A 25,128-nucleotide genomic window follows, 5' to 3' on the forward strand; every position below is an offset into this window, starting at 1 on the left:
GATCACTCGTCGCTATGTCAATTCAGAAAATCGCCCAACTGGCGGGCGTCTCGGTGGCGACGGTATCGCGCGTGCTGAATAACAGCGATACCGTCAAAGCCAAAAACCGCGATCGCGTCTTGCAGGCGATTAAAGAGGCGAACTATCAGCCCAATCTTCTGGCCCGCCAGCTGCGCACGGCGCGCAGCTATATGGTGCTGGTGATGGTCTCCAACATTGCCAACCCGTTCTGCGCCGAGGTGGTGAAGGGCATTGAGGAGCAGGCGGAGAAAAACGGTTACCGCATTCTGCTGTGCAACTCCGGCTCCGATATTGAACGCTCCCGCTCGGGGCTCAGCCTGCTCTCCGGCAAAATGGTCGACGGCATTATCACGATGGATGCCTTCACCCGCCTTCCCGAACTGGCGGCACTCATTGGCGATGCCCCCTGGGTGCAGTGCGCCGAATACGCCGATGCGGGGGCGGTCTCCTGTGTGGGGATCAATGATGTCGACGCCTCCCAGCATGTGGTCAGCCGCCTGGCCGACGGCGGGCGACAGCGGATTGCGCTTATCAACCACGACCTGAGCTACAAATATGCCCGCCTGCGCGAGCGGGGCTATAAAAGCGTGCTGCATCTGCGTGACCTGGCGTATCAGGCGGTCGAGTATGCGAGCGATCTGAGCGCGGCGGCCGGGATGGCGGCGATGAGCAAACTGCTGGCAACAGAGCCGCGCCCGGATGCGGTGTTTGCGGTCTCCGATACCCTGGCCGCAGGAGCGTTACGTGCTATCGAAAAGGCCGGGCTGCGCGTGCCGGAAGATATCGCGGTGGTGGGTTTCGATGGCACCGAGCTGTCGGAGATGGTCTCGCTGACCACCATTGAACAGCCATCGCGGGATATCGGGCGCAAGGCGGTCGATCTGCTGCTGAACAAAATCGACAACCCCGATGCGCCCACGGAGCGGGTGATGATGAACTGGCGCTTTATTTCCCGCGCCAGCACCTGAGTTATTTTGCCAGCACGCCGGCCAGGGAGCGAATATCGTTTCCGGTCGGCGACTGGTGAATGCGCAGGCCAAATTCATCGATCACCGCGAAAATATGGTCGAAAATGTCGGCCTGCATCGCCTCATATTCCGCCCAGATGACGGTGTTGGTAAACGCATAGATTTCAATCGGCAGACCGTTGGCGTCCGGCGCTAACTGGCGAACCATTAACGTCATATCCTGGCGAATACGCGGATGGTTACGCAGATATTCATTCAGATAGGCGCGGAAGGTACCAATATTGGTCATCTTACGCAGGTTCAGCACCGATTCGCCTTCACCGTTTTGCTGATTCCACAGGGTGATTTCCTCATGGCGCGTGGCCATATAGGGCTTGAGCAGCTTCGCCTGAATCAGCCGCTGCTGTTCCTGCTCGTCGAGGAAATGAATGCTGGTGGTATCAATGTTCAGGCTGCGCTTAATCCGTCGTCCGCCGGAGGACGACATGCCGCTCCAGTTGATAAAGGCGTCGGAAACCAGCGCCCAGGTCGGAATGGTCGTAATGGTGTTATCAAAATTGCGCACCTTGACGGTGGTCAGGCCAATATCGGTCACCGTGCCGTTGGCGCCATATTTCGGCATCTCCAGCCAGTCGCCGAGCTTGAGCATATCGTTGGCCGAGAGCTGAATGCCCGCCACCAGCCCGAGAATCGGATCTTTAAACACCAGCATCAGCACCGCCGCCATCGCGCCCAGGCCGCTAATCAGAATGGCGGGAGACTGACCAATCAGCAGGGAGATAATCAGGATCCCCACCAGAATGGCGCTCACCAGCTTGATGCCCTGGAAGATACCCTTCAGCGGCAGCTGCGAGGCGGTGGCCATTTTTTGCGACAGATTGAAAATCACGTCCAGTAGCGAGAAGAACGCCAGCAGGGCGTAAACCATCACCCACAGCTTGGCGCAGGTTGAAAGTATTTCCGCCGCGTCGCTGCCTTTTTGCAGCCACAATACCGCCTGAACGTTGACGATGATCCCCTGCAGGGTAAAGGCCAGACGGTGAAATAATTTATTCTGGGTGATGATCTGCAGCCATAAATGGCTGCTGGCCCGGGCGCGTTTCTCAAAGGCCCGTAATACCACTTTGTGCAGAATAAAGTGAATAATCAGTGCAGTAAGAAAAATAATTCCAAAGATAATCACGAGGGAAGTGGTGTGATTAATTTCAATTCCTGACTCTTCGACCAGGGAAATAAACTCCTGCATAACATCTCCTGTATTAAAGCAGCCGCCATAATGGCGGCTGCGGATCGATTATGCAAACCCAGGGGCTTATCGGGACGCGTGGCAGGCTTTCGTGACCGGCAGGCTAAGACGATGGCGCAGCCGCAGGGTCGCCAGCGCCAGCACCACCATCATGCCCGTTTCCACCGCCAGGAAGAGGTTAATCGCCTCCGCGTAATCCCCGTGATGGTTTTGCAGGGCGTGGAGCAAAATCGCGCCAAATATCGCAGGCCCCAGGCCGAGCGCCGCCTGTTGCAGGGTGCTGAGAATGGCGCTGGCGGCCCCCGCGTCGTCGGGCTGAATATCGCGCATCCCGATACGGTAGAAGCTGTTCACAATCAGTGCCTGACCATAGCCCACCAGCCCGGTGGCCGGGGCGAGGGTCAGGGCGGTGTTTTCCAGCCCCCAGATGCGGAAGGTAGCGATCAGCGCCAGCAGGCCGGTTATCTGAATTGCCAGGCCGGTAAGCAGAATGGTGCTGGTGCTGTAGCGGGCAATGAGACGTGGGGCAAACCACGCCGAGACGAAATAGGTCACCCCGAGGGCGATAAAGCTGTTGCCGGATTGCCACGGGGCCATCCCCAGCTCGGTCTGCATGGTTAGCGCCATGCAGAACATAAACCCGGACCAGACGCTGAAAAAGAGCAGCGCAATCAGCACGCCAAAGCGAATGCTGCCGAGCTGCATCAGACGCGGTGGGATCAGTGGATGGGCGCCTTCACGCTCTTTTTTGCGCGCATTCAGCGCCATGAACCAGCCCAGCGGAATAATGGCGAGAAGCATCGCCTTCAGCGGCCAGGACCAGTGCCACTGCGGCCCCAGCGCCATCGGGAACAGCAGGCAGCAGAGGATCGCGGCCAGCAGCGCGGTGCCCGGCCAGTCGATGCGCGACGGCGTATCGCGACGGGTTTCCGGAACAAAACGACGGCTCAGGGCCAGCACCAGCAGGCAGATCGGCACGTTGATAAAGAAGGCGTTGCGCCAGCCCAGCCCGGCGATATCCGCCGACACCAGCCAGCCGCCGCCCATCTGCCCGACGATAAAGGCAATCCCGCCGATGCCGCCAAACAGGCTGATGGCTTTGGCGTGAGCGGTGCCTTTCAGGGTGACGTGAAGGGTGGCAAGAATTTGCGGCATGATCAGCGCAGCCCCCGCGCCCTGCACGATGCGCGCGGCCAGCAGTTGCTCGATATTGCCTGCCACGCCGCACAGCAGTGAGGCCAGACCAAAGCTCGCCACGCCCCACATAAACAGACGACGGCGGCCGAGGTTATCTCCCAGCTTGCTGCCGAGCGCCAGACAGACGGCAAAGGCCACGCCGTAGAGGGCGACAATCAGCTCCAGCTCGGTGGCGGTGGCATGCAGCGAATGGGTGATGGAATCCAGCGCCACGTTGGTGATCGAGGTATCGATCAGCGGCAGCATCTGGCCGGTTAACAGCAATATCAGGCCTGCCCGGCCCGGTGAAACAGCTGACCTATTCATGGTGACTCCATTGCGTCATTCATCAGATGGTCGTAGCATCAACCATCTGATAAACGGGTACCAGTTCTTACTTATACTGGTACTGGCACTACCATGCAGGGGGCACTATGGCGCTGATGTCTGAACCGGTCACCGCACTTCAGGATGACACCCGTAAACAGCTGGGCGCCTTTTTACGCGCCCGACGCGAAAGTCTCGACCCGCAGCGTCTTGGCCTGCCGCGCAGCGGTCGCCGCCGCACGCCGGGTCTGCGGCGTGAAGAGGTGGCCATGCTGGCGGATGTGGGCGTCACCTGGTACACCTGGCTCGAGCAGGGCAGGAATGTAAACCCGTCCAGCGCGGTGATGGCGGCGGTGGCGAAAGCGCTGCAATGTACCCCGACCGAAGCCCGCCACCTCTTTCTGCTGGCTGGCCTGCCGCCGGGCGAAGCGCCGCAGGCGGTCTGCTGCGAGGGGATCAGCGAAGGCACCCGCCGTCTGCTCGATACCCTGATGCCAAAACCCGCCAGCATCCAGAAACCGAATTTCGATATCGTGGCGTGGAATGACAGCTTCGGCCACCTGATGGGCGTCGACTTTAACGCCATTCCGCCGGAAGATCGCAACTGTATCTATCTCTTCCTCACCCATCCCGCGTGGCGCGCCCGGCTGGGCAAGCGTGATGACGTGTTGCCCATTTTTGTCTCCTATTTTCGCGCGGCGATGGCCGAGCACCGGGGCGACCCGCAGTGGGAGGCCAAACTGGCACGCTTCTTTGCGGTATCTGAGGAGTTTGAAACCCTGTGGCACCAGCGCAACGACGTGCGCGGCGTGGAAAACCAGCTCAAGCTCTTTACCCATCCCGACCTGGGCGATTTTCATCTCCAGCAGATGTACTGGTACTCCGCCCCGCGCAACGGCTCGCGGCTGCTGGTCTATCTGCCGGTGGATGATGAGGGCGAGCGCGCGCTGGCATGGCTGGCGGAGCAGGGTAAATAAGTTTTTTGCGAGACGCTTTCAGAGAATAAGTGCCGAATCTGCTAAGTGGAGAAGACAGGTGTAACGTGGGGTTTAACTTAAACTAATCGACTGAATCGACATTATTTCGATGAGGTGTTAAGTCATCTATACTCACGCCATGAGAAACCACCATGTCGCCACTGATGATTGATTCCGCAGATTTCAGCCAAAAATTAGGCCTTATCTCCCGAAACGTCGAACATACCGAAGCGTTTCTTGCTCGGGGCACGGTGGATTTTCATCTGCCCGGATTTATGCTGCCTGAGGGATATCGCCTGTTAAAATTGCGCTACGGCGATGAATACCGTCTCGTGACTACTGAGGACGGAAAACCTTATACGGCGTATGCGGTAAAGTTGACGTTTCATAAAGAAATTACGTTCCCCCACGGGGCTGCGACACAAGTCATGGTGTGGCGTACGCCACGCGCAGTTCATCAGCGTGTCATCAGTGGTTTACCACAATCCTTCTTTCAATGGGTACTAAGCGAATACGACATTGTTGTGTCTGACAGCGAACAAACCGGCGATGGACAGCGGTTTTGGTTACGCATGATCGACTGGGCGTTCAGCATGAATTATCGGATAAGCGTGGCGGACGGTACGGTAGGGGAAGAATGGCACTTAACGCCAGTGAATTCCTACGCCGAACTGGAAGAGCGTTGGATAGCGTTTGCCTGGGGATACGATCGTGACGTACATCCGCATCGCAGACTGGTTATCAGTAAAAAGTAACGGGCCGCAGATAGCGGCCCGTTTGTATTAGCACTCAGTCACAATCGTGCTCAGCGGCAGACGCGATTTCGGCAGCGTGGCGTTGAAATCTTCCACGCTGTGATGCCCGACCGGCACGACCACCAGGCTGGTGAAGCCTTTCTCTTTCAGACCAAACTCCTCGTCGAGGATGGCGGCATCGAAACCTTCAATTGGCACGGCGTCCAGGCCCATTGCGGCCACGCCCAGCAGGAAGTTGCCGACGTTCAGGTAAACCTGTTTTGCCATCCAGTGATGATCGTCTTTCAGATCGACACGGTGCATATCGGCGAAGAAGGTGCGGCCCTTGTGGTTAGCAGCTTTCGCTTCCGGGGTGGCGAAGCGGCCATCGGCCTCTTCCTGATCCACCACGCGGTTCAGCCAGGCATCGTCCATCGCGGTTTTGGCGCAGAACACCACCACGTGAGAGGCATCCAGCATTTTGCGTTCGTTGAAGACAAAGCCACCGGCTGCGGATTTCGCCACGCGCGCTTTGCCTTCTTCGGTGCTGGCGACGATAAAGTGCCACGGCTGCGAGTTGGTGCTCGATGGGCTGTACTGCAGCAGAGTTTTAATCTGTTCCGCCTGGTCGGCAGTCAATTTTTTGCTCGGATCAAAGGCCTTCGTCGAGTGACGCTTTAAGGCAACAGAGATGATATCCATAACGACTCCTGGGGTTTAATGCAAAAGGGAAAATGATACAAAGGGAAGGGAACAAAGGTAAGGGCATTCCGAGCGCTTAAGGGCCCGGACGCAGACGTTTTTGCTCTTTTTTCGGCAGCTTATCCACCACCAGATGCCACGAATCATTGACCAGATCGGCGATCAGCTCAGGGGTGATATCCTCCGCCGCGTAAACCGAGATCCAGTGCTTTTTATTCAGATGGTAGCCAGGCTCAATGCCCCGGTAGATCTGCTGGTTAAGCAGCGATTTTTGCGGGTCGGACTTCAGGCTGACGTGCAGACGCCCGCGCGCGACGCCAATCAGCATAAAAATCTTGCCGCCGACCTTAAACACATCGTAATCCGGGCCAAACGGCCAGCAGTGTTCGGTAAAGGGCAGCTCCAGCGCCACCTGTTTTGCGCAGGCGGCGAGCGTTTTACTGTCCATCGCTATCCTCTTCGGCCAGCGCTCGCCACATGGCTTCAAAACCCAGCGCCTTAAATTCGGCGGCGCGCGCCGGTTCGCGGGTGGCGAAGGCCATCGTCGTTTCTGCCAGCGACAAGAACAGGGCGTCGCCAAATAGACGAAATTCCTCTGACATAAACACCGGGCGGATATGGCGACGGCACAGCTCATGCAACTCCGGGAACATCTCATGCACCGCCTGCTCAGTTTCGGCGTTGATCTTCTCGCTCACCCCAAGCTGGCGGATGGCGCCGTGGGCCACCGGATTGCGGATCCCCCAGTCAACGTAGCTGTTCCAGATATTGCGGGTATGCTCTTTCGGCTGGGTCAGGGCGCGATCCATATTCGCCAGCATGGTCTGGCATAGATCCTGTTTCAGGTGCAGATAGAGGGCGTTAAGCAGGTCGTCTTTGGTAGCGAAATAGCGAAACAGGGTGCCTTCTGCCACGCCCGCGCTGCGGGCGATTAACGCGGTAGAAGCCGCAATGCCGGACTGGGCAAACGCGGTGGTTGCCGCGTCCAGCAACGCCAGTTTTTTATCTTCACTTTTCGGACGAGCCACTGCATTTCCTCCAGGTAATGTGCAAAAACCCCGATTGAATCATGTCCTTTGTGGGGCTGCAACGCGGAATGTCAAAGATCTTAAAACGTCTTGACGACTTTCGCATCACTTCTATAATGAGTGCTTACTCACTCATAATCAAGTTTTGCCCGCGCAGGCCATCGGATGGGGCGCGAATTCGGGTCGGGATATGAAAAAGCGTTTTATTGTTAGCGTGGTGGTAGTGATGATGATTGCATCCGCGGCGAGTTTGCCGTTTGTACTCAATGCCGGGTTCGGCCAGCCGCCACAGGGCGCGCAGCTGAGTGAGTTTGCCGCTTCGCCGCAGTATCGCGACGGCCAGTTCCATAACACCTTGCCGACACCCGGCTTTACCGGCAATAAGAACATGCTGGCGGCATGGTGGGATTTTCTGGTGACGAAGCGCGAGAACGCACGTCCGGCCCAGCCGTTGCCGCTGGTGAAAACCGATCTGGCGCAGCTGCCGCTGGATCAAGAGACGCTGGTCTGGCTTGGCCACTCCTCGTGGTATCTGCAGCTGGCAGGCAAACGCATTCTGATCGATCCGGTATTCAGCAACTATGCCGCACCTTTCTCTTTTCTCAATAAAGCCTTTGCTGGGGAGTACCCGTGGCGTGCCGAAGAGATGCCCGATATCGATCTGCTGATTATCTCGCACGATCACTACGATCATCTCGACTACGCCACCATTAAAGCCCTGTTGCCCAAAGTGAAGCGCGTGGTCACGCCGCTCGGGGTGGGATCGCACCTGCGCTACTGGGGGATGGAGCCCTCGATCATTGAGGAGCGGGACTGGGAGCAGTCGGTGCGGATCAGCGACGATCTCACCGTACATGTCCTGCCGGCGCGCCACTTCTCCGGGCGCGGGCTCAAGCGCAACCAGACGCTGTGGGGCAGCTTTATGTTTGTCACCCCAGAGAAGAAAGTGTTCTACAGCGGTGATTCTGGCTATGGCCCGCACTTTAGCGCCATTGGCGAGCGCTTCGGCGCCGTCGATCTGGCGATCATGGAGAACGGCCAGTATGACCAGGACTGGAAGTACATCCACATGCAGCCTGCCGAAACGGCGCAGGCGGCGGCGGATCTTAATGCCAGCGCGGTAGTACCGGGCCACTCCGGGCGTTTTGTGCTGGCAAAACACACCTGGAACGACCCACTGATCCAGCTTACGCAGGCCAGCAAGGATAAAAAATATCGCCTGCTGACTCCGGAGCTCGGTGAGCCGGTCAGGGTAGATGATGCCACGCAACAATTTCGTGCGTGGTGGGAATAATGTTAAATCGAAGAGCAGAGGGGGAGAGCAGCATGACTATTTCCGCTCAGGTTATCGACACCATTGTCGAGTGGATCGACGACAACCTTCATCAGCCGTTGCGTATCGAGGATATCGCCCGACATGCGGGCTACTCCAAATGGCACTTACAGCGGCTGTTTATGCAGTACAAAGGCGAGAGTCTGGGGCGCTATATTCGCGAACGTAAGCTGCGGCTGGCGGCGCGGGATCTGCGTGAATCGGATGAAAAGGTCTACGATATCTGCCTGCGTTACGGCTTTGACTCCCAGCAGACCTTTACCCGCGTCTTTACCCGCACCTTTAACCAGCCGCCTGGGGCGTATCGCAAGGATAACCACAGTCGCGCGCATTAACAGCAGACTTAACGCGCAAACCAGCGGCGCCAGATGAAACGCAGAATAAAGAATTCAATGGCGCCGAGCAGTAAAAACCACAGGCAAAAGATGATGGTGTAAAGCTGATTCAGATCCATCAGATGGAAGAGGGTCATCAGCTTTTGCGCCACCACCAGCCCCAGCGACGGCGCAGGCAGTAACAGAACGGAGAGAAAGGCCATCAACAAAATGCCGCCTGCCGTTAACAGCGATTCTAACGGGTGTCTCATGATTATGTTAATCGTCAGTTAAAAATAACATTGTCACGGATAGGGCTTCGTAAAGCAATATCAACCGTCAGACGCAGGCGCGATAAATAATGGTCCGCTAATTCGCTGATATTTCCCTGTCAGAAAAATCTCTATTCAATTAACCTGCATTAATGTCAATTATTGTCAGCCTCCGGCGAATAGTTTTACAAAGGTATAGGTGCTCATTCCAATTAACGTCGCAATAACAATGGCAACAAAAATATATAACGCCAGGCGTCGTCCGCGATAAATCCCAAACATGGTTCCCTCTCGTTTAGTTTCGGTTTAGAAATAATTTGTAAAAATCGCTCTGGTGAAATGAAACGTTACCGGTTTAATGCCGCCGACAACAATAATAGTGCGATAAATTAATTTTCCTGACAACCCAATATTGTCGACAGATTTATAAAAGCAGATATGGAATTCAGGCTTTTGCTCACCGCAATCTGAAGGAGCTGAAATATGACCAAAATGCACCACACCCAGACGCCGCCGCCCACCACGCCAGACATGGCCTATCAGCAGACCGTAGAGCAGACGCTTGCCGCGCAGCAGAGCACCGCGGCGGGTCTGAGCCGCACGCAAGCACAGGCGCGCCTGGACAAGCATGGCCGCAACGCGCTGCCGGAGAAGAAAGCCAGACCAGCCTGGCTGCGTTTTCTGGCCCATTTTAACGATGTGCTGATTTATGTATTGCTGGCCGCTGCACTATTAACGGCAATAATGGGCCACTGGATCGATACCCTGGTTATTCTGGGTGTGGCGGTCATTAACGCGTTAATTGGTCATATTCAGGAAAGTAACGCCGAAAAATCACTGAGCAGCATCCGGAATATGCTCGCCAGCGATGCTCGTGTTATTCGTGACGGCGATCATGAAACAATACCCACAACTGAAATAGTTCCCGGGGATATTATTGTTCTGCGTGCCGGGGATCGTATTCCGGCCGATATGCGTTTAATTGAGGCGCATAATTTACGCGTTGAGGAGGCTATTCTCACCGGCGAATCGACGGTGGTGGATAAACACACCCAGCCGCTGAACGGGGAATTACCGCTCGGCGATCGCACCAACCTGGTCTTCTCCGGTACCACGGTGAGCGCAGGCGGCGGCGTTGGGGTAGTCATTGCCACCGGCCAGGAGACCGAGCTGGGCCACATTAATCAGATGATGGCCGGGATTGAGAAGCACCGCACTCCGCTGCTGGTGCAGATGGACAAACTCGGCAAGGCCATCTTTGGGATCATCATGGCGATGATGGCCGCGCTGTTCGTCTTTAGCCTGCTGCTGCGCGACATGCCGCTCGGTGAGCTGCTGCTCTCTTTGATTAGCCTGGCCGTGGCGGCGGTTCCGGAAGGTCTGCCTGCCATTATCTCGATTATCCTGTCGCTGGGCGTGCAGGCGATGGCCCGCAAGCGCGCCATCATCCGTAAACTGCCGACCGTGGAAACCCTGGGAGCGATGACCGTGGTCTGCTCGGATAAAACCGGCACCCTGACCATGAACGAGATGACCGTCAAGGCGATCATCACCGCCGACAGCTGCTACCGCGTTGAGGGCGACAGCTATGCTCCGGAAGGCAACATCTCTCTGGAGGGCAGCGACGAGCCGGTGCAGATCCAGCCGGGTACGGTGCTGGAGCACTATCTGCGCACCATCGACCTGTGTAACGACAGCCAGATGACACAGGACGAGCGCGGCCTGTGGCGTATCACCGGCGGGCCGACCGAAGGTGCGCTGAAGGTACTGGCGGCCAAAGCGCGGCTGGCACCGGTCACCACCACGCTGATTAACAAGATCCCGTTTGACTCCCAGTACAAGTACATGAGCGCCCACTATCGGATAGGTGACGAGGAGCAGATCCTCATCACCGGCGCGCCGGACGTTATTTTCGCTCTCTGCGCGCAGCAGCAGACCCGCAATGGCGCCGAAGCCTTCAACCGCAGCTACTGGGAGGCCGAGATGGAGCGTTATGCGCGTCAGGGGTTGCGTATGGTGGCGGCGGCGTACAAACCGGCGAGCGGTGAGCAGACGTTAACCCACGACGACCTCAGCCACGGCCTGATCTTCCTCGGTATCGCCGGGATGATGGATCCGCCGCGTCCTGAAGCGATCGACGCCATTCATGCCTGCCAGCAGGCGGGGATCCGCGTCAAGATGATCACCGGGGATCACCCGCAGACGGCCATGAGCATCGGCCAGATGCTGGGGATCGCCAACAGTGGCCAGGCGGTGACCGGCTCCCGGCTGGAACAGATGGATGATAGCGAGCTGGCAAAAGCGGCGGTGGAGTACGACATCTTCGCCCGCACCAGCCCGGAACATAAGCTGCGTCTGGTGAAAGCCTTGCAGGAGAAAGGTGAAATCGTCGGTATGACCGGCGACGGCGTAAACGATGCCCCGGCGCTGCGCCAGGCGGACGTGGGTATCGCGATGGGCATTAAGGGCACGGAAGTGACCAAAGAGGCGGCGGATATGGTCCTGACGGATGACAACTTCGCCACCATCGCCAGCGCGGTGAAAGAGGGGCGTCGCGTCTACGACAACCTGAAGAAGACCATTCTGTTTATCATGCCGACCAACCTGGCGCAGGGGCTGCTGATTGTGATTGCCCTGCTGGCGGGGAACATCATTCCCCTGACGCCGGTGCTGATTTTGTGGATGAACATGGCGACCTCGGCCACGCTCTCCTTTGGGCTGGCGTTTGAGGCCGCCGAGCGCAACATCATGCGTCGCCCGCCGCGTCAGACCGGGCAGCATGTGATGGATGGTTATGCCGTCTGGCGGGTGGCCTTCGTCGGCACCCTGATCGCCGTCGCCGCCTTTGCGCTGGAAGCCTGGCTGGCTCCGCGCGGCCACAGCGCGGAGTTCATCCGCACCGTGCTGCTGCAGATGCTGGTCTGTGCCCAGTGGGTCTACATGATTAACTGCCGCAACACCGAAGGCTTCTCCCTGAACCGCGGCCTGCTGGCGAACAAAGGTATCTGGCTGGTGACGGGCGTGCTGTTGCTGCTGCAGCTGGCGATTATCTACCTGCCGTTTATGCAGATGCTGTTCGGCACCGAAGCGCTGCCGCTGCGCTACTGGGGTGTAACCCTGGCGACCGCGGGCGCGATGTTCTTCATCGTCGAATTCGAGAAGCGACTGACCCGCAGGTTCCGTAAGGCGGTATAACGTTTGCCCCTCTCCCAAAGGGAGAGGGGGAAGCTATCACACCTCAGAAGATCGCTTTGGAGGTTAAAACAGAGCGATTACGGGCTGGTCGCCCAAACCTCGCACTGTTTTTGCACTAACGAAATGAGCGAGCCGCCGTCTGCGATAAAGTCCCGCATGCGCTGAGCCTCGCTCTTCTCCTGTTTCAGGCTTCGGGCGATGTCTTCAATCGCACTCGACGCCCCAAGCTTCTGCGCAGAAGGGGCGACGCGCTCCAGCAGCCAGGCGAGATCTTCTGCAATGGTTTTTTGCTCCCCGGTGTGGACGTCCGTCAGGATCCCCTCCAGCCCGTAGCGGCAGGCCTGAAAACGGTTAAAGCGATAGAGTAGAAAATCCCGCTCCTGGTGCTTATAAGGCCGGGTGGTGAGCAGCCAGTGGGAGGTGGCCTGGATCAGCCCGGCGATATTAATGGCATGGGCGAGGGTCAGCGGCGTGTCCATCACCCGCACTTCCACGGTGCCAAAATGGGGGCTCGGGCGAATGTCCCAGTGTAGATCCTTGATGCTGTCAATCATGCTGGTGTGGCTCAGACGCCGGAACAGCCCTTCGAACTCCTGCCAGCTGTTAACCCACGGCATCAGGCCGTTATCCGGGAATCCGGAGAAGATATTGAGGCGCGAAGAGGAGAATTTGGTGTCGGTGCCCTGCATATAGGGCGACGTTGCCGCCAGGGCGATAAAGTGCGGCACAAAGCGCGACAGCCCGTGCAGCAGGTAAATGGCGTCATCCCCGGTTCGGCAGCCCACATGAACATGCTGACCAAACACCGTGGCCTGCAAAATCAGATAGCCAAAGCGTTCAAGCGTGGCGTTGTAGCGTTCGTCCTCGCACACCTCCTGACGCTGCCACTTCTGAAACGGATGCGTACCGCCGCCGCAAATCTGAATATGCTGCTCCGCCGCAGCCCGCAAAATGCTCTGCTGCAGGGCGGAAAACTGCGCCGCCGCCTGGTCGATGTTCTGGCAGACGCCGGTGGCGATCTCCAGCATGCTTTCGGTGATATCGTGCTTCACTTCCCCGGCTTTGATGTCGTTTTTCACGGCGGCGATCAGGGCGGATGAGTCCTGACTGAGATCGTAGCCCGGCGGGTTAACCACCTGCAGTTCCAGTTCGATGCCGAGGGTGTAGGGTTCAGAGGATTTAAAATCGGGTAAAGGCATGGCGCACTCCGTTGTCTGTGATGAGTTGAGTATAGACAACGGGTGAGCTTCTCCCTCAGTCCCCCACAAAGGCACTTACCGGCAAACCAAACCGCTTTGCCAGCGCCCGCATATGATCCAGCGTTAATGTGCGTTGTCCGTTCAGGATCCGACTCACCAGCGATTTCTTGCCAATCTCGTTCTCCAGATCGCTCTGAGTCAGGTCATACTGATCCATCAGAGTGCGCAGCAGCGCAACGCCAGAGGGCGTCCCGGCAATACGGGCATTAAACTCAGCAAATTCCGGTGACTCACTTTCATACTTATCGATCTTAGCGGTCAACATATCAATTAGTGGGCTATCGGGCTGGTGTTCGAGTAGGTACTCCACCAGCGCCAGCGCATCCTCATAATCCTTTCGCGATGGACGAGCGCCCAGAAAAGGCAGCACGTTTGTCAAATTGTTGGCTGCATTAATGGCCTCTGCATACTTCATTCTTTGGTTCTCCGGTAGATGTCCGTCAATTTGTCATATTCCGCATGGGTGGTGATGTGTTTGATAAAAATCCTTCCCCGCGCAAAATCAGCAAAAAACATCACTCGCAAATGCCCGCCACCGACATCAATGACCCACCATTTTTCCCGGTACTTCATTCTGTCCAGGCTGGGGAATCGCTTTCGCATCTGATTCGGTGAGGTGTAGTTTTCCTTTTTAAGCACCCGGTAAAGGTCATCCAGGGCTAGCGCCTGATTGGGAAAACGTCTGGTAGCCATCTCGAAAGGTGCTCTTGATACGACGTGCATCCATGCCCCTTATTTCCATCCTGGAAACATTATAGGAAGGTGATAGTGAGTTGACAATATGGAAACTAAAGACCCTTTTATAGACAGGCCCATAAGGTAAACGTGCCCATAGAACGCGCTTACTTTAGGAGGGACGACGAATAAAATGAAGGGGCAGGCATAACGTTACGCTGGTGATTTTTTTAATCTGCGAGGAGCATTCCGAAAATCCCTTTTTCACTTCGTTCTTGCAGACCAGCCCTGTCACTCTTCACGCCCCGGGAAGGCAAAACGCCGTGAGGATGCTAAAATCCTCGCAGCAACCGACACCCAGAGGAATCACTATGAGCAACGACGTACCGATTAAATATTATGACATCGTGGATGAGTACACGACGGAAGCCGCCGAACCGGTCAACGAGTCAGAGCGTGATTCGCTGGCGCTCTATTTCCAGCTGTTGATCACCCGCCTGATGAATAACGAAGAGATCAGCGAAGCGGCGCAGACCGAGATGGCGGTGGAAGCCGGCATCAACACCCAGCGCATTGATGATATCGCCAATTTCCTTAACCAGTGGGGCAATGAGTAGTTCCTGCATGAAAGACGTAGTCTGCGCAGGCGTTGTGCTTTACACTGCGCGCGGCAAAAACTGAGTTAGTAACGATTAATTAGGCGGTAACGGCAATGGCGATGAACGGAACAATCACAACCTGGTTTGCAGATAAGGGCTTTGGATTTATCAAAGATGAAAACGGCGATAACCGCTATTTTCATGTGATTAAGGTCGCCAATCCCGATCTGATTAAGAAAGATGCCGCGGTAACGTTTGAACCGACCACCAACAACAAGGGGTTGTCGGCGTATGCGGTGAAGGTGATCCCCGAGAGTAAATATATTTACCTCGATGGCGAGCGCCATAAAATCACCTCCATCAAATCTTACCTGGTCTACAGCGAAGAAGAGCCTGCCGAAACCCGGATTGATAAAGAGAACGGCGTGCTGTCGGTGAAGAGCCTGATGGGCAATATCGCGCCGAAATCAACGACCAAAGCGGGCGAAATGCGCACGGTAAGAAAACTGGCTATCACCACCTTCCAGGGCAAAACCTTTATCTTCTCCGAAGATGAGATTGACCTGGATGCCACGGTAAAAATGCTCAAGAACCTGAAGTAATCTGCATCCTGCCGGGTAGCGGCTGCGCCTTACCCGGCATGGAAAATCAAGGCGGTGCGAAACGCAGGCCCATGCAAGCGCAGCGCCGTCCTCTCATCGACCTTCTCTCCTGATACATCGCCAGCATAAAGAATTATTTACGCGATTAACGCGCCCGCAGTACTGTTATGCAGACAATCCTGTATTGTGAAATAACAAACCGTTAACAAAGAAAGGGGGGTAGCAGCGTGCCGGAGATGAATATCTGGGGACAGATGGTTAACGATCCTGTTCCCGGCTGGCAGGGGGCCAGTGTACTGGAGCGTGGGGTGCTGGAAGGGCGTTTTTGCCGCCTTGAGCCGCTGAATGCGCAACAGCATGCAAGCGATCTGTTCGAGGCCTACGCGCTAGGCGACGACAGCGACTGGACCTGGCTTGCCAGCAATCAACCTGACAGCGTGGAAGAGACCGCCAGCTGGGTGCAGGGTAAAGTGCAGGATAAGGCGCTGGTGCCTTTTGCAGTGATCGATCGCCAGAGCGAGCGCGCCGTCGGGCTGGTCTGTTATATGGCCATCGAGCAACAGCTGGGTTCGGTGGAGATAGGGCATGTCACCTGGTCGCGCAAAATGAAAAACAGCCCGCTCGGCACAGAGGCAATCTGGCTGCTGCTGAAATATGGTTTTGAGCGAGGCTATCGCCGTCTGGAGTGGAAGTGCGATTCGATGAACATCCCCTCGCGCAGGGCCGCAGAGCGGCTGGGCTTTACCTGGGAAGGGCGGCTGCGCCAGAAGCTGGTGCGTAAAGGCCGTAACCGCGACAGCGATATGCTCTCCATCATAGACAGCGAATGGCCGGAGCGGGACGCGGCTCTGCGTGGCTGGCTGGCCGCAGATAATTTTGATAACGATGGACGGCAGATCAAACGTCTCGAGGCGTTTCACGTTCGCCCCGAAACGGCATAACAGTGAATTTATTGCAGGCGCGCCTCTGAAGAGGGGCCCCTGCGCCGTTTATTTTCTTTTGCTATTAAGAGTATGCCGTCGCCGATCATCTGCACGTTGACCTGGGGGAGGTCATTCATACCAGCCTCAAATACAGCCCGTGGCTTTGGCTGGCGATGTTCCTGGGTTCGGGTGTGAAGGTCTTTTTCTGGCGCTGGCTGTTTGCGGGCGTGCGCCAGGAGAACAGATCAGAAGTTACCGCCTGAGGACAGGGCAGAAACAGGTGCGGGAATGCGAGCACGATCGTGAGGCGCGCTACAACCATCACCACGGATAAAAAGGTCCGCCCACCTCTTTGGTGGGCATGATATCGTCCGGTTACCTCTCTTTATGCGCCTTGACTCATTTGACTAAAGTCAAACTTTAGTGACTTATTTAATTGTCTTAATAATGTTATTTAGTGACGATTTTTAAAAAGTTGTTACTAGATAAAATAGTCTTTACCTGGTCTTTTGGGTTGATTGAGTTTGTCGGGGTTATCTAAAGCGTACAGCTCAAACGCATCGGGTATCGGGGCATCCTCTTTGAATATGATTTTCGTGAGGCGCATAACGCTCTGGTGCACCTGACATTTGCACCATCCCGGTAAAGATGACCATTTTATCAATCATGCAAGTCTTCTTGATGAAGTCTAATGGCAAACATAATGTTCTGCACTTATCTGTCTATTGTAAGACATATCATTTTCTTTCATTTGAAAATAATCTATCGATAAAGTCTTTTTGATTTAACATACCTTCAACAAAATGTGTCTCAGATTTAGAATGTTGACATGTTTTAAGCAGACTTTCATATTTCAGGACATGAAATAACTGCATGCTTAAGGCGGAGGGAGTGTGGACAAAATCAGAAGTTATCCATCAAAGCGCAGACCGCGAGGTGAAAGTAAAAATGCCCGGTTAACCATGCTGAGCGCACGCATCGATGAAGAGCTTTGTGAGTACGTGCAGGCCACCGCTTACGAAACGCGTAAAAGCAAACAGGACATCATCGCGGAAGCCCTGATGCTTCATCGCCAGCACCATCAGCCTAACCCCGATAACTGAAGCTCGTCTCAGCGTACAGGTTCGTCAAACAAAAAAGGTAGTACAGAATGACGTTTCTACGCCTCTGGCATTACTGCACTCTGCTCCGGTGATGACGTCGATTTAACGTACTTCACGCCAGCATCTAAACGTTTTCTGAAAAAGTAATTTACCTGGCTAAATAACCAGTGAAAAGGCGGTTTTTTCACCTGAGCGAGCGTAGTATTGCGGCGGGTGCCTGATGCTTTCTGAGCTCAGGCAGGTCTGGAGATGCAGAAAGCAAAAGCCCCGGAGATGTTTCCATCAACCGGGGCTACCTACCCAAACCTAAGCAATTTGGATGGTAGCCTCTTCTTAGCAAGGAGGCAATGACATGCTTAACAAGTACGCCTTTTGGGCGATCCTGGTGCTGGCTTTAACTGTGCTGGGCGTCACGTTTCTGGTTCACGAGCAGGTATGCGAGTTGAGCTTTAAGGAGCGTGATGTAGAAGTGAAAGCTGTTCTCGCTTACGAAACGAAGAAGTAGCGGTATGCGGGGAGCAATCCCCGCTTATCCAATTGTCGGTTTGGTTCGGGCACCCGTTTTTTTGCCCCGTCTGGTGATAAGCCGGACGGGGCATTTTTATTTCTGCCATCTGTCAAACAAGGGTCATGCTTTCTGCGCAATCTAAATGTTTTCTGAAAGAGATATTCCCATGGGTAAATTTGTGGTGAGGATTCGATATGGTTTACATAAAACAAATAATCACAATAAAAATATGGTTAATGAAGAGGGGAAGCGTTTAACTATCACCAGGTTCGTTAAAGCGCAGGGAAGCACGTCATTATGCTTATGCCATCCGATTTAAAAACCATACTTCATTCAAAACGAGCGAATATCTATTACTTGCAGCATTGCAGGGTGCTGGTGAATGGGGGACGGGTTGAGTATGTCACCGACGAGGGGAAAGAATCTCTCTACTGGAATATTCCCATCGCGAATACCACAGTCGTCATGTTAGGGACCGGAACCTCTATTACCCAGGCAGCGATGCGGGAGTTTGCGCGTGCAGGCGTTCTGGTTGGATTTTGTGGCGGAGGTGGCACCCCACTTTACGCAGGCACTGAGGTCGATATTGATATCTCATGGCTTACTCCACAAAGTGAATACCGTCCGACAGAATATTTACAAAGCTGGGTATCATTCTGGTTTGATGACCAGAAGCGGCTCGAGGCGGCAAAGCGTTTTCAGGCGATTCGATTGACGCAAATTGAACGCCACTGGGGTGGTTCAAAAATGCAGCGCGAGGAGCGATTTCGGCTTCCACTAACTCATCTGGCAGAGAAACTTGCCCGCTTTCAGGAAGGTATTCAGGCTGCAACTTCCCACACAGAGCTTATGTTGCAGGAAGCACAGCTCACCAAAGCGCTTTATAAGCTTGCCAGTAATGCCGTGCAATACGGTGAATTTACTCGCGCAAAACGAGGCGGCGGCACAGACAACGCGAACCGGTTTCTCGATCATGGTAACTATCTTGCTTATGGGCAAGCTGCTGTCGCAGCCTGGGTTACAGGCATTCCACATGGGCTGGCCGTACTGCATGGTAAGACTCGTCGGGGTGGTTTAGTTTTCGATCTTGCTGATTTAATCAAAGACGCGCTTGTATTGCCGCAGGCGTTTATTGCAGCAATGGCTGGAGAAGAGGAACAGACTTTTCGTCAACGCTGTATTACTGGATTTCAACAGGCTGAAGCGCTTGATGTAATGATTACTTCGCTGCAATCCACGGCAATCGAATTCGGGCAAAACAACGGATGAATGTTTTGCTTATTTCCCGGTGTAGTAAAAATGCGCGTGAACAAAGTTGTAAGATCCTCGACCAGTTTGCCGAACGGAAAGGTGATAGCGCGTGGCAAACTGCCATTACGCTTGAGGGACTAAATACGCTGCGTCGATTATTGCGTAAAACAGCTCGTCGAAATACGGCGGTGGCTTGTCACTGGATCAAGAAAAGTGGTCAGACGGAGCTGTTATGGATAGTCGGCAATCTGAAGCGTTTTAATGCGCAAGGTACAGTTCCTACTCACCGCACGTCACGCGATATTTTACGTAATCATCATGAATCTCATTGGCCTGCCACCGAAGCAATCGCTTTGCTGGCGGCTATCGCTGGGCTGTTTCATGACTTTGGTAAAGCGAGTGCCCTTTTCCAGGATGGACTAAAAGGCAAAAAAACCAAACACCGTTACCAGCCGTTTCGCCACGAGTGGATCTCCGTACGTTTGTTTCAGGCATTTGTTGATGAACAGACTGACAGGCAATGGCTTACATCGCTTGGCACATTATCTGCTACAGATGAGTTACTCTGGCTTGAACGAGTGCAACAAGATACTCGGGTCAGGCTTGGCAGCCCATTTACTTCGTTACCTCCTCTGGCTCAGGTCGTCGCCTGGCTTATCCTTTCTCATCATCGTTTACCGCAGTATCTGGGTGAAAACCCTCCCGACCTTTCAGGCAGCGAAACCTGGCTGACGAATCAACTGAACGTTGCCTGGAATGCCCTTAATCATGAAAGCAATGACTGGAGTGAGGCAGACTTTCAGCGATCCTGGACTTTCCCGGCAGGATTGCCGCTACGCAGCCATACCTGGCAAGAAAAAGCCCGACAGCTGGCAAAACGGGCGGCTAATGCGGTCTCTTTAGCGGAATTTGGCAAAATGGATCAGGCGTTTACGCTGCATCTGGCACGCCTGGCGCTGATGCTTGCGGATCACCATTACTCCTCACGTGATCCGGTTACCGCCTGGCAGGATACTGACTACTGTGCCTGGGCTAATACCGATCGTAAAACCGGTCAGTTGAAGCAAAAACTTGATGAGCATACGGCAGGCGTCAGCCATCACGCCTTACTGCTTGGCCGTTCATTACCTTCATTACGCCGTCAGCTACCTGCTATAACCCGGCATAAAGGATTTCGCGAGCGGGCAAAGGATGAGCGCTACCGCTGGCAAAATAAAGCCTGGGACGTAGCAGAGAATCTGCGTGAGCCTTCACGAAAACAGGGATTTTTCGGGATAAATATGGCCTCAACAGGCTGCGGAAAGACATTTGCCAATGCACGGATCATGTATGCGCTTGCAGAGGAAGACGAAGGGTGTCGTTTTACTGTTGCGCTGGGGTTACGCACCCTGACGCTGCAAACCGGGGAAGCATTGCGCAGCCGCCTTGGGTTAGGCGAAGACGACCTGGCGGTGATGGTGGGCTCCCGCGCGGTAAGGGAACTTCAGAAAAAAGCGCGCGAACCGGACGAAAGTAGCGCTTCTGAAGAAGGATTCTTCGAGTCGCATCAATATGTTCATTACGACGGGGTTCCGAATAACGGACCGTTGCGTCAGTGGCTGGAAAAAGAGACCAAACTACGCCAGCTCGTAGATGCGCCGGTGCTGGTTACCACTATCGATCATCTGATGCCAGCAACCGAAGGTGTGCGCGGTGGTAAGCAGATTGCAACGATGCTGCGATTATTGACCAGTGACCTTGTGCTGGATGAACCGGATGATTTCGATATTGCCGACCAGCATGCACTGTGTCGCCTGGTTAACTGGGCGGGTATGCTGGGGAGCCGGGTTTTACTTTCATCCGCAACGTTACCTCCGGCTTTGGTTCTGGCGCTGCATACGGCGTATTGTTCCGGACGCAAAGCCTGGCAGCAGGCATGCGGCGAGCCGGGGATGCCGCTTGAGGTATGTTGTGCATGGTTTGATGAAGACAATGCTCAGGAAAAGATCTGCACGACTCCGGAGGATTTCTATCATGCCCACTGCGCATTTGCTGAAAACCGCGCAAAGCGCCTTCCCAACAAATCCGTGTTACGTATCACTGATATTGTCAATGTGACGACCTCTTCAGTGCGGCCAGCAGAAGTGATATCCGGCCTTGCGGATACACTTCACGCTGAAATTCTGAAACTTCATCTTGCACACCATCAGCCCGCTGAAAAGGGTAAAACTGTGTCATTAGGGCTGGTGCGAATGGCGAATATTAACCCGTTGGTAGCCACTGCGCAGGCGCTGATGCGTATACCGTCTCCGGACGGGTTCTGCATCCATTATTGCGTTTACCATAGTCAGCATCCGCTTGCCGTCCGCTCGTATATCGAAACGCATCTCGACGGTGCTTTTACCCGAACTGCGACTCAACCACACCCGTTACATCCTCATATTCGCCAGGCGATACATGAACATGTTGCGCAGCACCATATATTCGTCGTGCTTGGCACATCGGTCATCGAAGTCGGTCGCGACTGGGATGCCGACTGGGGGATTATCGAGCCGAGTTCTATGCGCTCGCTGATTCAGTTTGCCGGACGTATCCAGCGTCATCGCCAGATTGCGCCTTCTACCGCCAATATGCTGATCCTCAATAAAAACGTTCGCGCGCTGTGCTCAACAGATGCCGATTCCCCGGCTTATTGCAGGCCTGGGTTTGAAACTCATGATTTTATGCTCAGCAGCCACGAAGTACGCGAACTGCTACAAGCTGATCAATATCGGTTCATTAATTCTGCGCCGCGTATCGTGGCGGCGACGTTTAAACATGCTAAAGGCAAGCGTTACGACAACCTCAGCACCCTGGAACATGGTCGTTCTGCCGAAGAACTGTTAGGGAAAAAACGCACACATTCGGTAGCAGCAGACTGGTGGCGGGCAAAAGTTACCTGGAGCGGTGAGATTCAGCGTCGTACACCGTTTCGGCGTGCACAGCCTGAAGCGCAGTTTTTTCTGCGGATGGAAGATGAATTCGACGCGCCCCGTTTTATGGCGCGAGACGATGGCGCAGCAGGCTGGAAGGACCCCGGATTATTCACCTGGCAGCAGACAGAGATGGCCGAAGGCGTTAAGGCATGGATAAACACCGATTACGCCGCTGTATTAATGGCGTTGGCAGAGTCTTTCGATCTGGAGTTAGCGCAGGTTTGCGAAAGGTTCGGAGAGATTAATTTACGGACCAGCAAGGATGAGGATGCCGAAGACTGGCTGTGGCATCCGTTGCTGGGAGTGTTTCGCGCTCTCAACTGAGGGCGCGAGCTACCTGTGCGGCAGTGTTAAGAGCAATTTCAGCAACAATATTTCTAAGCTACCTGTTCGGCAGTTGTTGGAGTTTAGGCGACATACATCATTAAGTAAACGTAGGATATTTGATGATGCTCTGCTTTATAAATTACAGAACCAATAGGTTGACTTGGATTGGCTGGCTGGTTAAATTTAGCTTATCCACAATAATAAAAAGGTTTTTTCGGTATGAACAATCATAAAAAGTTCCAGTATTGCACTTGTCTGATCGCTCTCAGCTTGTTGATAGTGAAACCAATCTCAAACCAGTACACCGTAGAGCAATTCTCATCAGGAATGCAGATTTCTAACTCAATATTTACCATTTATTTCAAATGATTATGTAGATAAAGGACATGTAAAAATGAATGGACTTAGTATCTTTATTGAGAGTTTTGTTTCGGGACGACGGCAAACAAAACTCGACGCATTTGATAAGGAAAAAGTGAAAAGACTCGCTGCTGGAGAGCAAGAGGCTGAGCTGCTAAACGAACGTCGGGAGCTTGAATTACGCTATGAAACGCGGGCGTGGTTAACAGATGCAGCCAGCCGCGCCGGGCAAATCAGCCTGGTTACCCATGCCGCGAAGTACACGCATGGCGATGTCAAAAGTAGCAGTATTTTCACGAAAACAACCGCATCTGAAGGCTACCTCTCCACGGCTACGTTAACAAAACCCGCCGCCGACGCCGTGGGTAACGCCGCGGCTCTCGATGTCGCCAAACTGCTACAAACCGAAACAGATGGCGATTCACTGCTTGCCTGCCTGCAACGCAATGACCATTCAGCGCTGGCGGCGCTGGCGGAAAGCGACGAACAGCTGACTACATGGGTGGAAGGGTTTTCCCGTGCTTTAACCACAAAGCAGCCCACCTCCCACAAACTGGCTAAGCAGGTCTATTTCCCTGTTGGCGAGGGTTATCACTTATTGAATCCTTTGTTCTCTTCCTCTCTTGCCCAGGAAATGCATCAGCGCATCGTAGACCATCGGTTTAGTGACGAGAGTAAAGCCGCCTGGAAAGCACGCCGTGAAAAGAGAGGGTATCCGCAGCCGCTGGTTATCTTTCCCAACACCGCAATAATGAATTTCGGCGGTACGAAGCCGCAGAATATTTCCTCACTTAACAGCAGTCGGGGAGGGCGCGTCTGGCTTCTGCCATCTTCTGCTCCACAGTGGGAAAGCCTTCCCAAACCGCCGCTGGGTTATAAGTCGATGTTTGCCAGGGGGCCCTTTGAATACGCCACCCATGGGACTCGTCGTCGTCTTATTAGCCTGCTTGTCGATTCAGGTAATGAGAATAACCTGCGCATTCGCCGGGCACGTGAACGCTATGTCGATGAAATCATTGATACGCTGTTCAACGTGGCGGCAGAAATTCAGCGTCAGGACTGGGCTGGCTGGACAACCCACGAAAAATGCGAACTTAAACCGCATCAACAGCTTTGGCTCGATCCGTGGCGCGCAAAAACCGATAAGGCATTTTTCAATGAGCGCGATAAAGACCAGTGGCAGGCAGCCGTAGCAGAGGATTTTGCCAAATGGTTAAACAGCCATCTTCGTCAGGCTGAACTGTCCGTGGGGCAAACGGAGCGGCGTGAGTGGCAGACAGCCCCGCTGTTCAGTCGCCGGCTGCGGGAAATGGAAAAAGCGATCAAGGGATATAGCCATGAGTAATTTAATCATTTTGCCGTGGTTGGAAGTCGAAAATGCCAACGCTGTCGCAGGGTTAACCTGGGGCTTTCCTGCCATTACGCATTTCCTGGGATATACACATGCCCTGTCACGCAAACTTCAGGTGGCCCATGGATTACGCCTGGAGGGGTGTGGCGTCATCTGCCATCGACATCAGGTTCATGCTTACTCTTCTGGTCGTGATTATCAGTTTGCCTTAACCCGCAATCCGCTCACAAAGGAAGGGAAAACAGCCTCCTTTAATGAAGAAGGGCGCATGCATATGACTGTTTCACTGCTGATGGAATGCCACGGAGAGATTGCAAACGGCGATGAGGGGATGCGTGACTTGGCTGAGTATCTGCAAACGCTTTGTCAGACGCAAAAGCTCGCGGGCGGCTCGATTACGGGGTTACGCAGGGTGCAGGTATTCAGTGCCGCTAATCTCAAAACAAAGCTTTATGGCTTGATGCCGGGTTTTGCCTTACATGACCGCTCATCCTGGCTCGAAGAACATTATCAAACGCTGAAACAGCACAATCCAGCCGCCGAAATGATAGATGCGTGGCTCGATTTCTCCGCCATGAAAATGGCAGCGGAAGCGCGCGAAGAATCTGCAGAAAACGTCACCTGGGGATACCTGAAAAAACCACAACCCGGCTATCTGGTGCCGTTAATGATCGGCTGGCAGCGAATATCGCCGCTGTATGAACCGGGTCAGGTGGCTAACGCGCGTGATGATGAATCACCATTTTGTTTTGCCGAAGCGGCATACGGCATTGGCGAATGGCGCGGCGTTCATCGCATACAAACGGCTGATGAACTGCTCTGGCGCTACCGCACTACTGATACCGGTTACTACTGCTGTGGGCAAACGGCTGATGACAACGAATACGACGACTATTTCGATACTGATTATTAAGGGATTATAA

General features: G+C 54.3%; 24 protein-coding genes. 15 read left to right on the forward strand and 9 right to left on the reverse strand.

What is annotated here, in order from left to right:
• The first annotated feature begins 14 nt into the window (after positions 1-14).
• The gene (locus tag GNG26_RS05205) at positions 15-989 is read left to right on the forward strand and encodes a LacI family DNA-binding transcriptional regulator (protein WP_114387737.1); all 975 of its coding nucleotides are present in this window, start codon (positions 15-17) and stop codon (positions 987-989) included.
• 1 nt (position 990) lies between these two features.
• On the opposite strand, the gene GNG26_RS05210 is transcribed toward GNG26_RS05205, so the two are convergent.
• Together GNG26_RS05210 and GNG26_RS05215 are read right to left on the reverse strand one after the other, a co-directional pair.
• The gene (locus GNG26_RS05210) at positions 991-2,235 is read right to left on the reverse strand and encodes a mechanosensitive ion channel family protein (protein ID WP_156237970.1); all 1,245 of its coding nucleotides are present in this window, start codon (positions 2,233-2,235) and stop codon (positions 991-993) included.
• A gap of 66 nt (positions 2,236-2,301) precedes the next feature.
• The gene (locus tag GNG26_RS05215; protein ID WP_156237971.1) at positions 2,302-3,738 is read right to left on the reverse strand and encodes an MFS transporter; all 1,437 of its coding nucleotides are present in this window, start codon (positions 3,736-3,738) and stop codon (positions 2,302-2,304) included.
• A 107-nt stretch (positions 3,739-3,845) separates the two neighbouring features.
• Between GNG26_RS05215 and GNG26_RS05220 the strand changes: the two genes are divergently transcribed.
• On the forward strand, positions 3,846-4,715 hold the full coding sequence (locus GNG26_RS05220) for a helix-turn-helix transcriptional regulator (protein WP_156237972.1): 870 nt from the start codon (positions 3,846-3,848) through the stop codon (positions 4,713-4,715).
• Positions 4,716-4,867: 152 nt separating this feature from the next.
• Positions 4,868-5,470: a hypothetical protein gene (locus tag GNG26_RS05225; RefSeq protein ID WP_156237973.1), complete on the forward strand. Its 603-nt coding sequence runs from the start codon at positions 4,868-4,870 to the stop codon at positions 5,468-5,470.
• 27 nt (positions 5,471-5,497) lie between these two features.
• Here the strand turns inward: GNG26_RS05225 and nfsB are convergent, their stop codons facing one another.
• The 3 genes from nfsB to GNG26_RS05240 form a co-directional block, all read right to left on the reverse strand.
• A complete protein-coding gene (gene nfsB, locus GNG26_RS05230) occupies positions 5,498-6,151 on the reverse strand; it encodes an oxygen-insensitive NAD(P)H nitroreductase (protein ID WP_156237974.1) in 654 nt (217 codons plus the stop codon).
• A gap of 76 nt (positions 6,152-6,227) precedes the next feature.
• Positions 6,228-6,599: an MmcQ/YjbR family DNA-binding protein gene (locus GNG26_RS05235; protein WP_103824115.1), complete on the reverse strand. Its 372-nt coding sequence runs from the start codon at positions 6,597-6,599 to the stop codon at positions 6,228-6,230.
• Positions 6,589-7,179, reverse strand: a complete 591-nt coding sequence (locus tag GNG26_RS05240) for a TetR/AcrR family transcriptional regulator (RefSeq protein WP_156237975.1) — start codon at positions 7,177-7,179, stop codon at positions 6,589-6,591. The genes GNG26_RS05235 and GNG26_RS05240 overlap by 11 nt, the downstream gene beginning before the upstream one ends.
• Before the next feature lie 190 nt (positions 7,180-7,369).
• On the opposite strand from GNG26_RS05240, the gene GNG26_RS05245 reads away from it, so the two are divergent.
• Complete coding sequence (locus GNG26_RS05245; protein WP_156237976.1) at positions 7,370-8,473, forward strand: MBL fold metallo-hydrolase; 1,104 nt, start codon at positions 7,370-7,372, stop codon at positions 8,471-8,473.
• A gap of 32 nt (positions 8,474-8,505) precedes the next feature.
• Positions 8,506-8,847, forward strand: coding sequence for a RamA family antibiotic efflux transcriptional regulator (locus tag GNG26_RS05250; protein ID WP_103178564.1), 342 nt, complete (start codon positions 8,506-8,508; stop codon positions 8,845-8,847).
• 8 nt (positions 8,848-8,855) lie between these two features.
• Here the strand turns inward: GNG26_RS05250 and GNG26_RS05255 are convergent, their stop codons facing one another.
• A complete protein-coding gene (locus tag GNG26_RS05255) occupies positions 8,856-9,098 on the reverse strand; it encodes a DUF1158 domain-containing protein (protein WP_103824118.1) in 243 nt (80 codons plus the stop codon).
• 492 nt (positions 9,099-9,590) lie between these two features.
• On the opposite strand from GNG26_RS05255, the gene GNG26_RS05260 reads away from it, so the two are divergent.
• Positions 9,591-12,293: a cation-transporting P-type ATPase gene (locus tag GNG26_RS05260; RefSeq protein WP_370463887.1), complete on the forward strand. Its 2,703-nt coding sequence runs from the start codon at positions 9,591-9,593 to the stop codon at positions 12,291-12,293.
• Positions 12,294-12,370: 77 nt separating this feature from the next.
• On the opposite strand, the gene GNG26_RS05265 is transcribed toward GNG26_RS05260, so the two are convergent.
• From GNG26_RS05265 to GNG26_RS05275, 3 genes are read right to left on the reverse strand one after another with little or no spacing between them, the layout of a single operon-like run.
• On the reverse strand, positions 12,371-13,492 hold the full coding sequence (locus GNG26_RS05265) for a YbdK family carboxylate-amine ligase (RefSeq protein ID WP_103824120.1): 1,122 nt from the start codon (positions 13,490-13,492) through the stop codon (positions 12,371-12,373).
• Positions 13,493-13,547: 55 nt separating this feature from the next.
• Entirely contained in the window at positions 13,548-13,967 is a 420-nt protein-coding gene (locus tag GNG26_RS05270) for a type II toxin-antitoxin system HigA family antitoxin (protein ID WP_156237978.1), read from the reverse strand.
• A complete protein-coding gene (locus tag GNG26_RS05275) occupies positions 13,964-14,275 on the reverse strand; it encodes a type II toxin-antitoxin system HigB family toxin (protein WP_156237979.1) in 312 nt (103 codons plus the stop codon). The genes GNG26_RS05270 and GNG26_RS05275 overlap by 4 nt, the downstream gene beginning before the upstream one ends.
• A 323-nt stretch (positions 14,276-14,598) precedes the next feature.
• Here GNG26_RS05275 and GNG26_RS05280 point away from each other — a divergent pair, with 323 nt between their 5' ends.
• From GNG26_RS05280 to csy2, 9 genes are all read left to right on the forward strand, one after another.
• Positions 14,599-14,844, forward strand: a complete 246-nt coding sequence (locus tag GNG26_RS05280) for a YmjA family protein (RefSeq protein ID WP_103178569.1) — start codon at positions 14,599-14,601, stop codon at positions 14,842-14,844.
• Between the two features lie 95 nt (positions 14,845-14,939).
• Entirely contained in the window at positions 14,940-15,428 is a 489-nt protein-coding gene (locus tag GNG26_RS05285) for a cold-shock protein (protein WP_156237980.1), read from the forward strand.
• Between the two features lie 227 nt (positions 15,429-15,655).
• A complete protein-coding gene (locus tag GNG26_RS05290) occupies positions 15,656-16,369 on the forward strand; it encodes a GNAT family N-acetyltransferase (RefSeq protein WP_156237981.1) in 714 nt (237 codons plus the stop codon).
• Positions 16,370-17,313: 944 nt separating this feature from the next.
• Positions 17,314-17,454, forward strand: a complete 141-nt coding sequence (locus GNG26_RS22475) for a hypothetical protein (RefSeq protein WP_197080127.1) — start codon at positions 17,314-17,316, stop codon at positions 17,452-17,454.
• 352 nt (positions 17,455-17,806) lie between these two features.
• Entirely contained in the window at positions 17,807-17,959 is a 153-nt protein-coding gene (locus GNG26_RS05295; RefSeq protein WP_156237982.1) for a Hok/Gef family protein, read from the forward strand.
• A gap of 300 nt (positions 17,960-18,259) precedes the next feature.
• Complete coding sequence (gene cas1f / locus GNG26_RS05300; protein ID WP_156237983.1) at positions 18,260-19,231, forward strand: type I-F CRISPR-associated endonuclease Cas1f; 972 nt, start codon at positions 18,260-18,262, stop codon at positions 19,229-19,231.
• Positions 19,228-22,491 carry a type I-F CRISPR-associated helicase Cas3f gene (gene cas3f / locus GNG26_RS05305; RefSeq protein WP_156237984.1) on the forward strand — a complete coding sequence of 1,088 codons (3,264 nt, stop codon included), beginning with the start codon at positions 19,228-19,230 and terminating at the stop codon, positions 22,489-22,491. Before cas1f ends, cas3f begins: the two co-directional genes overlap by 4 nt.
• A gap of 397 nt (positions 22,492-22,888) precedes the next feature.
• Complete coding sequence (gene csy1, locus GNG26_RS05310; RefSeq protein WP_156237985.1) at positions 22,889-24,199, forward strand: type I-F CRISPR-associated protein Csy1; 1,311 nt, start codon at positions 22,889-22,891, stop codon at positions 24,197-24,199.
• Positions 24,192-25,118, forward strand: a complete 927-nt coding sequence (gene csy2, locus GNG26_RS05315; protein WP_156237986.1) for a type I-F CRISPR-associated protein Csy2 — start codon at positions 24,192-24,194, stop codon at positions 25,116-25,118. The genes csy1 and csy2 overlap by 8 nt, the downstream gene beginning before the upstream one ends.
• Positions 25,119-25,128 lie beyond the last annotated feature (10 nt).

It is taken from the genome of Leclercia sp. J807 (genome assembly GCF_009734465.1).
Classification (GTDB): domain Bacteria; phylum Pseudomonadota; class Gammaproteobacteria; order Enterobacterales; family Enterobacteriaceae; genus Enterobacter.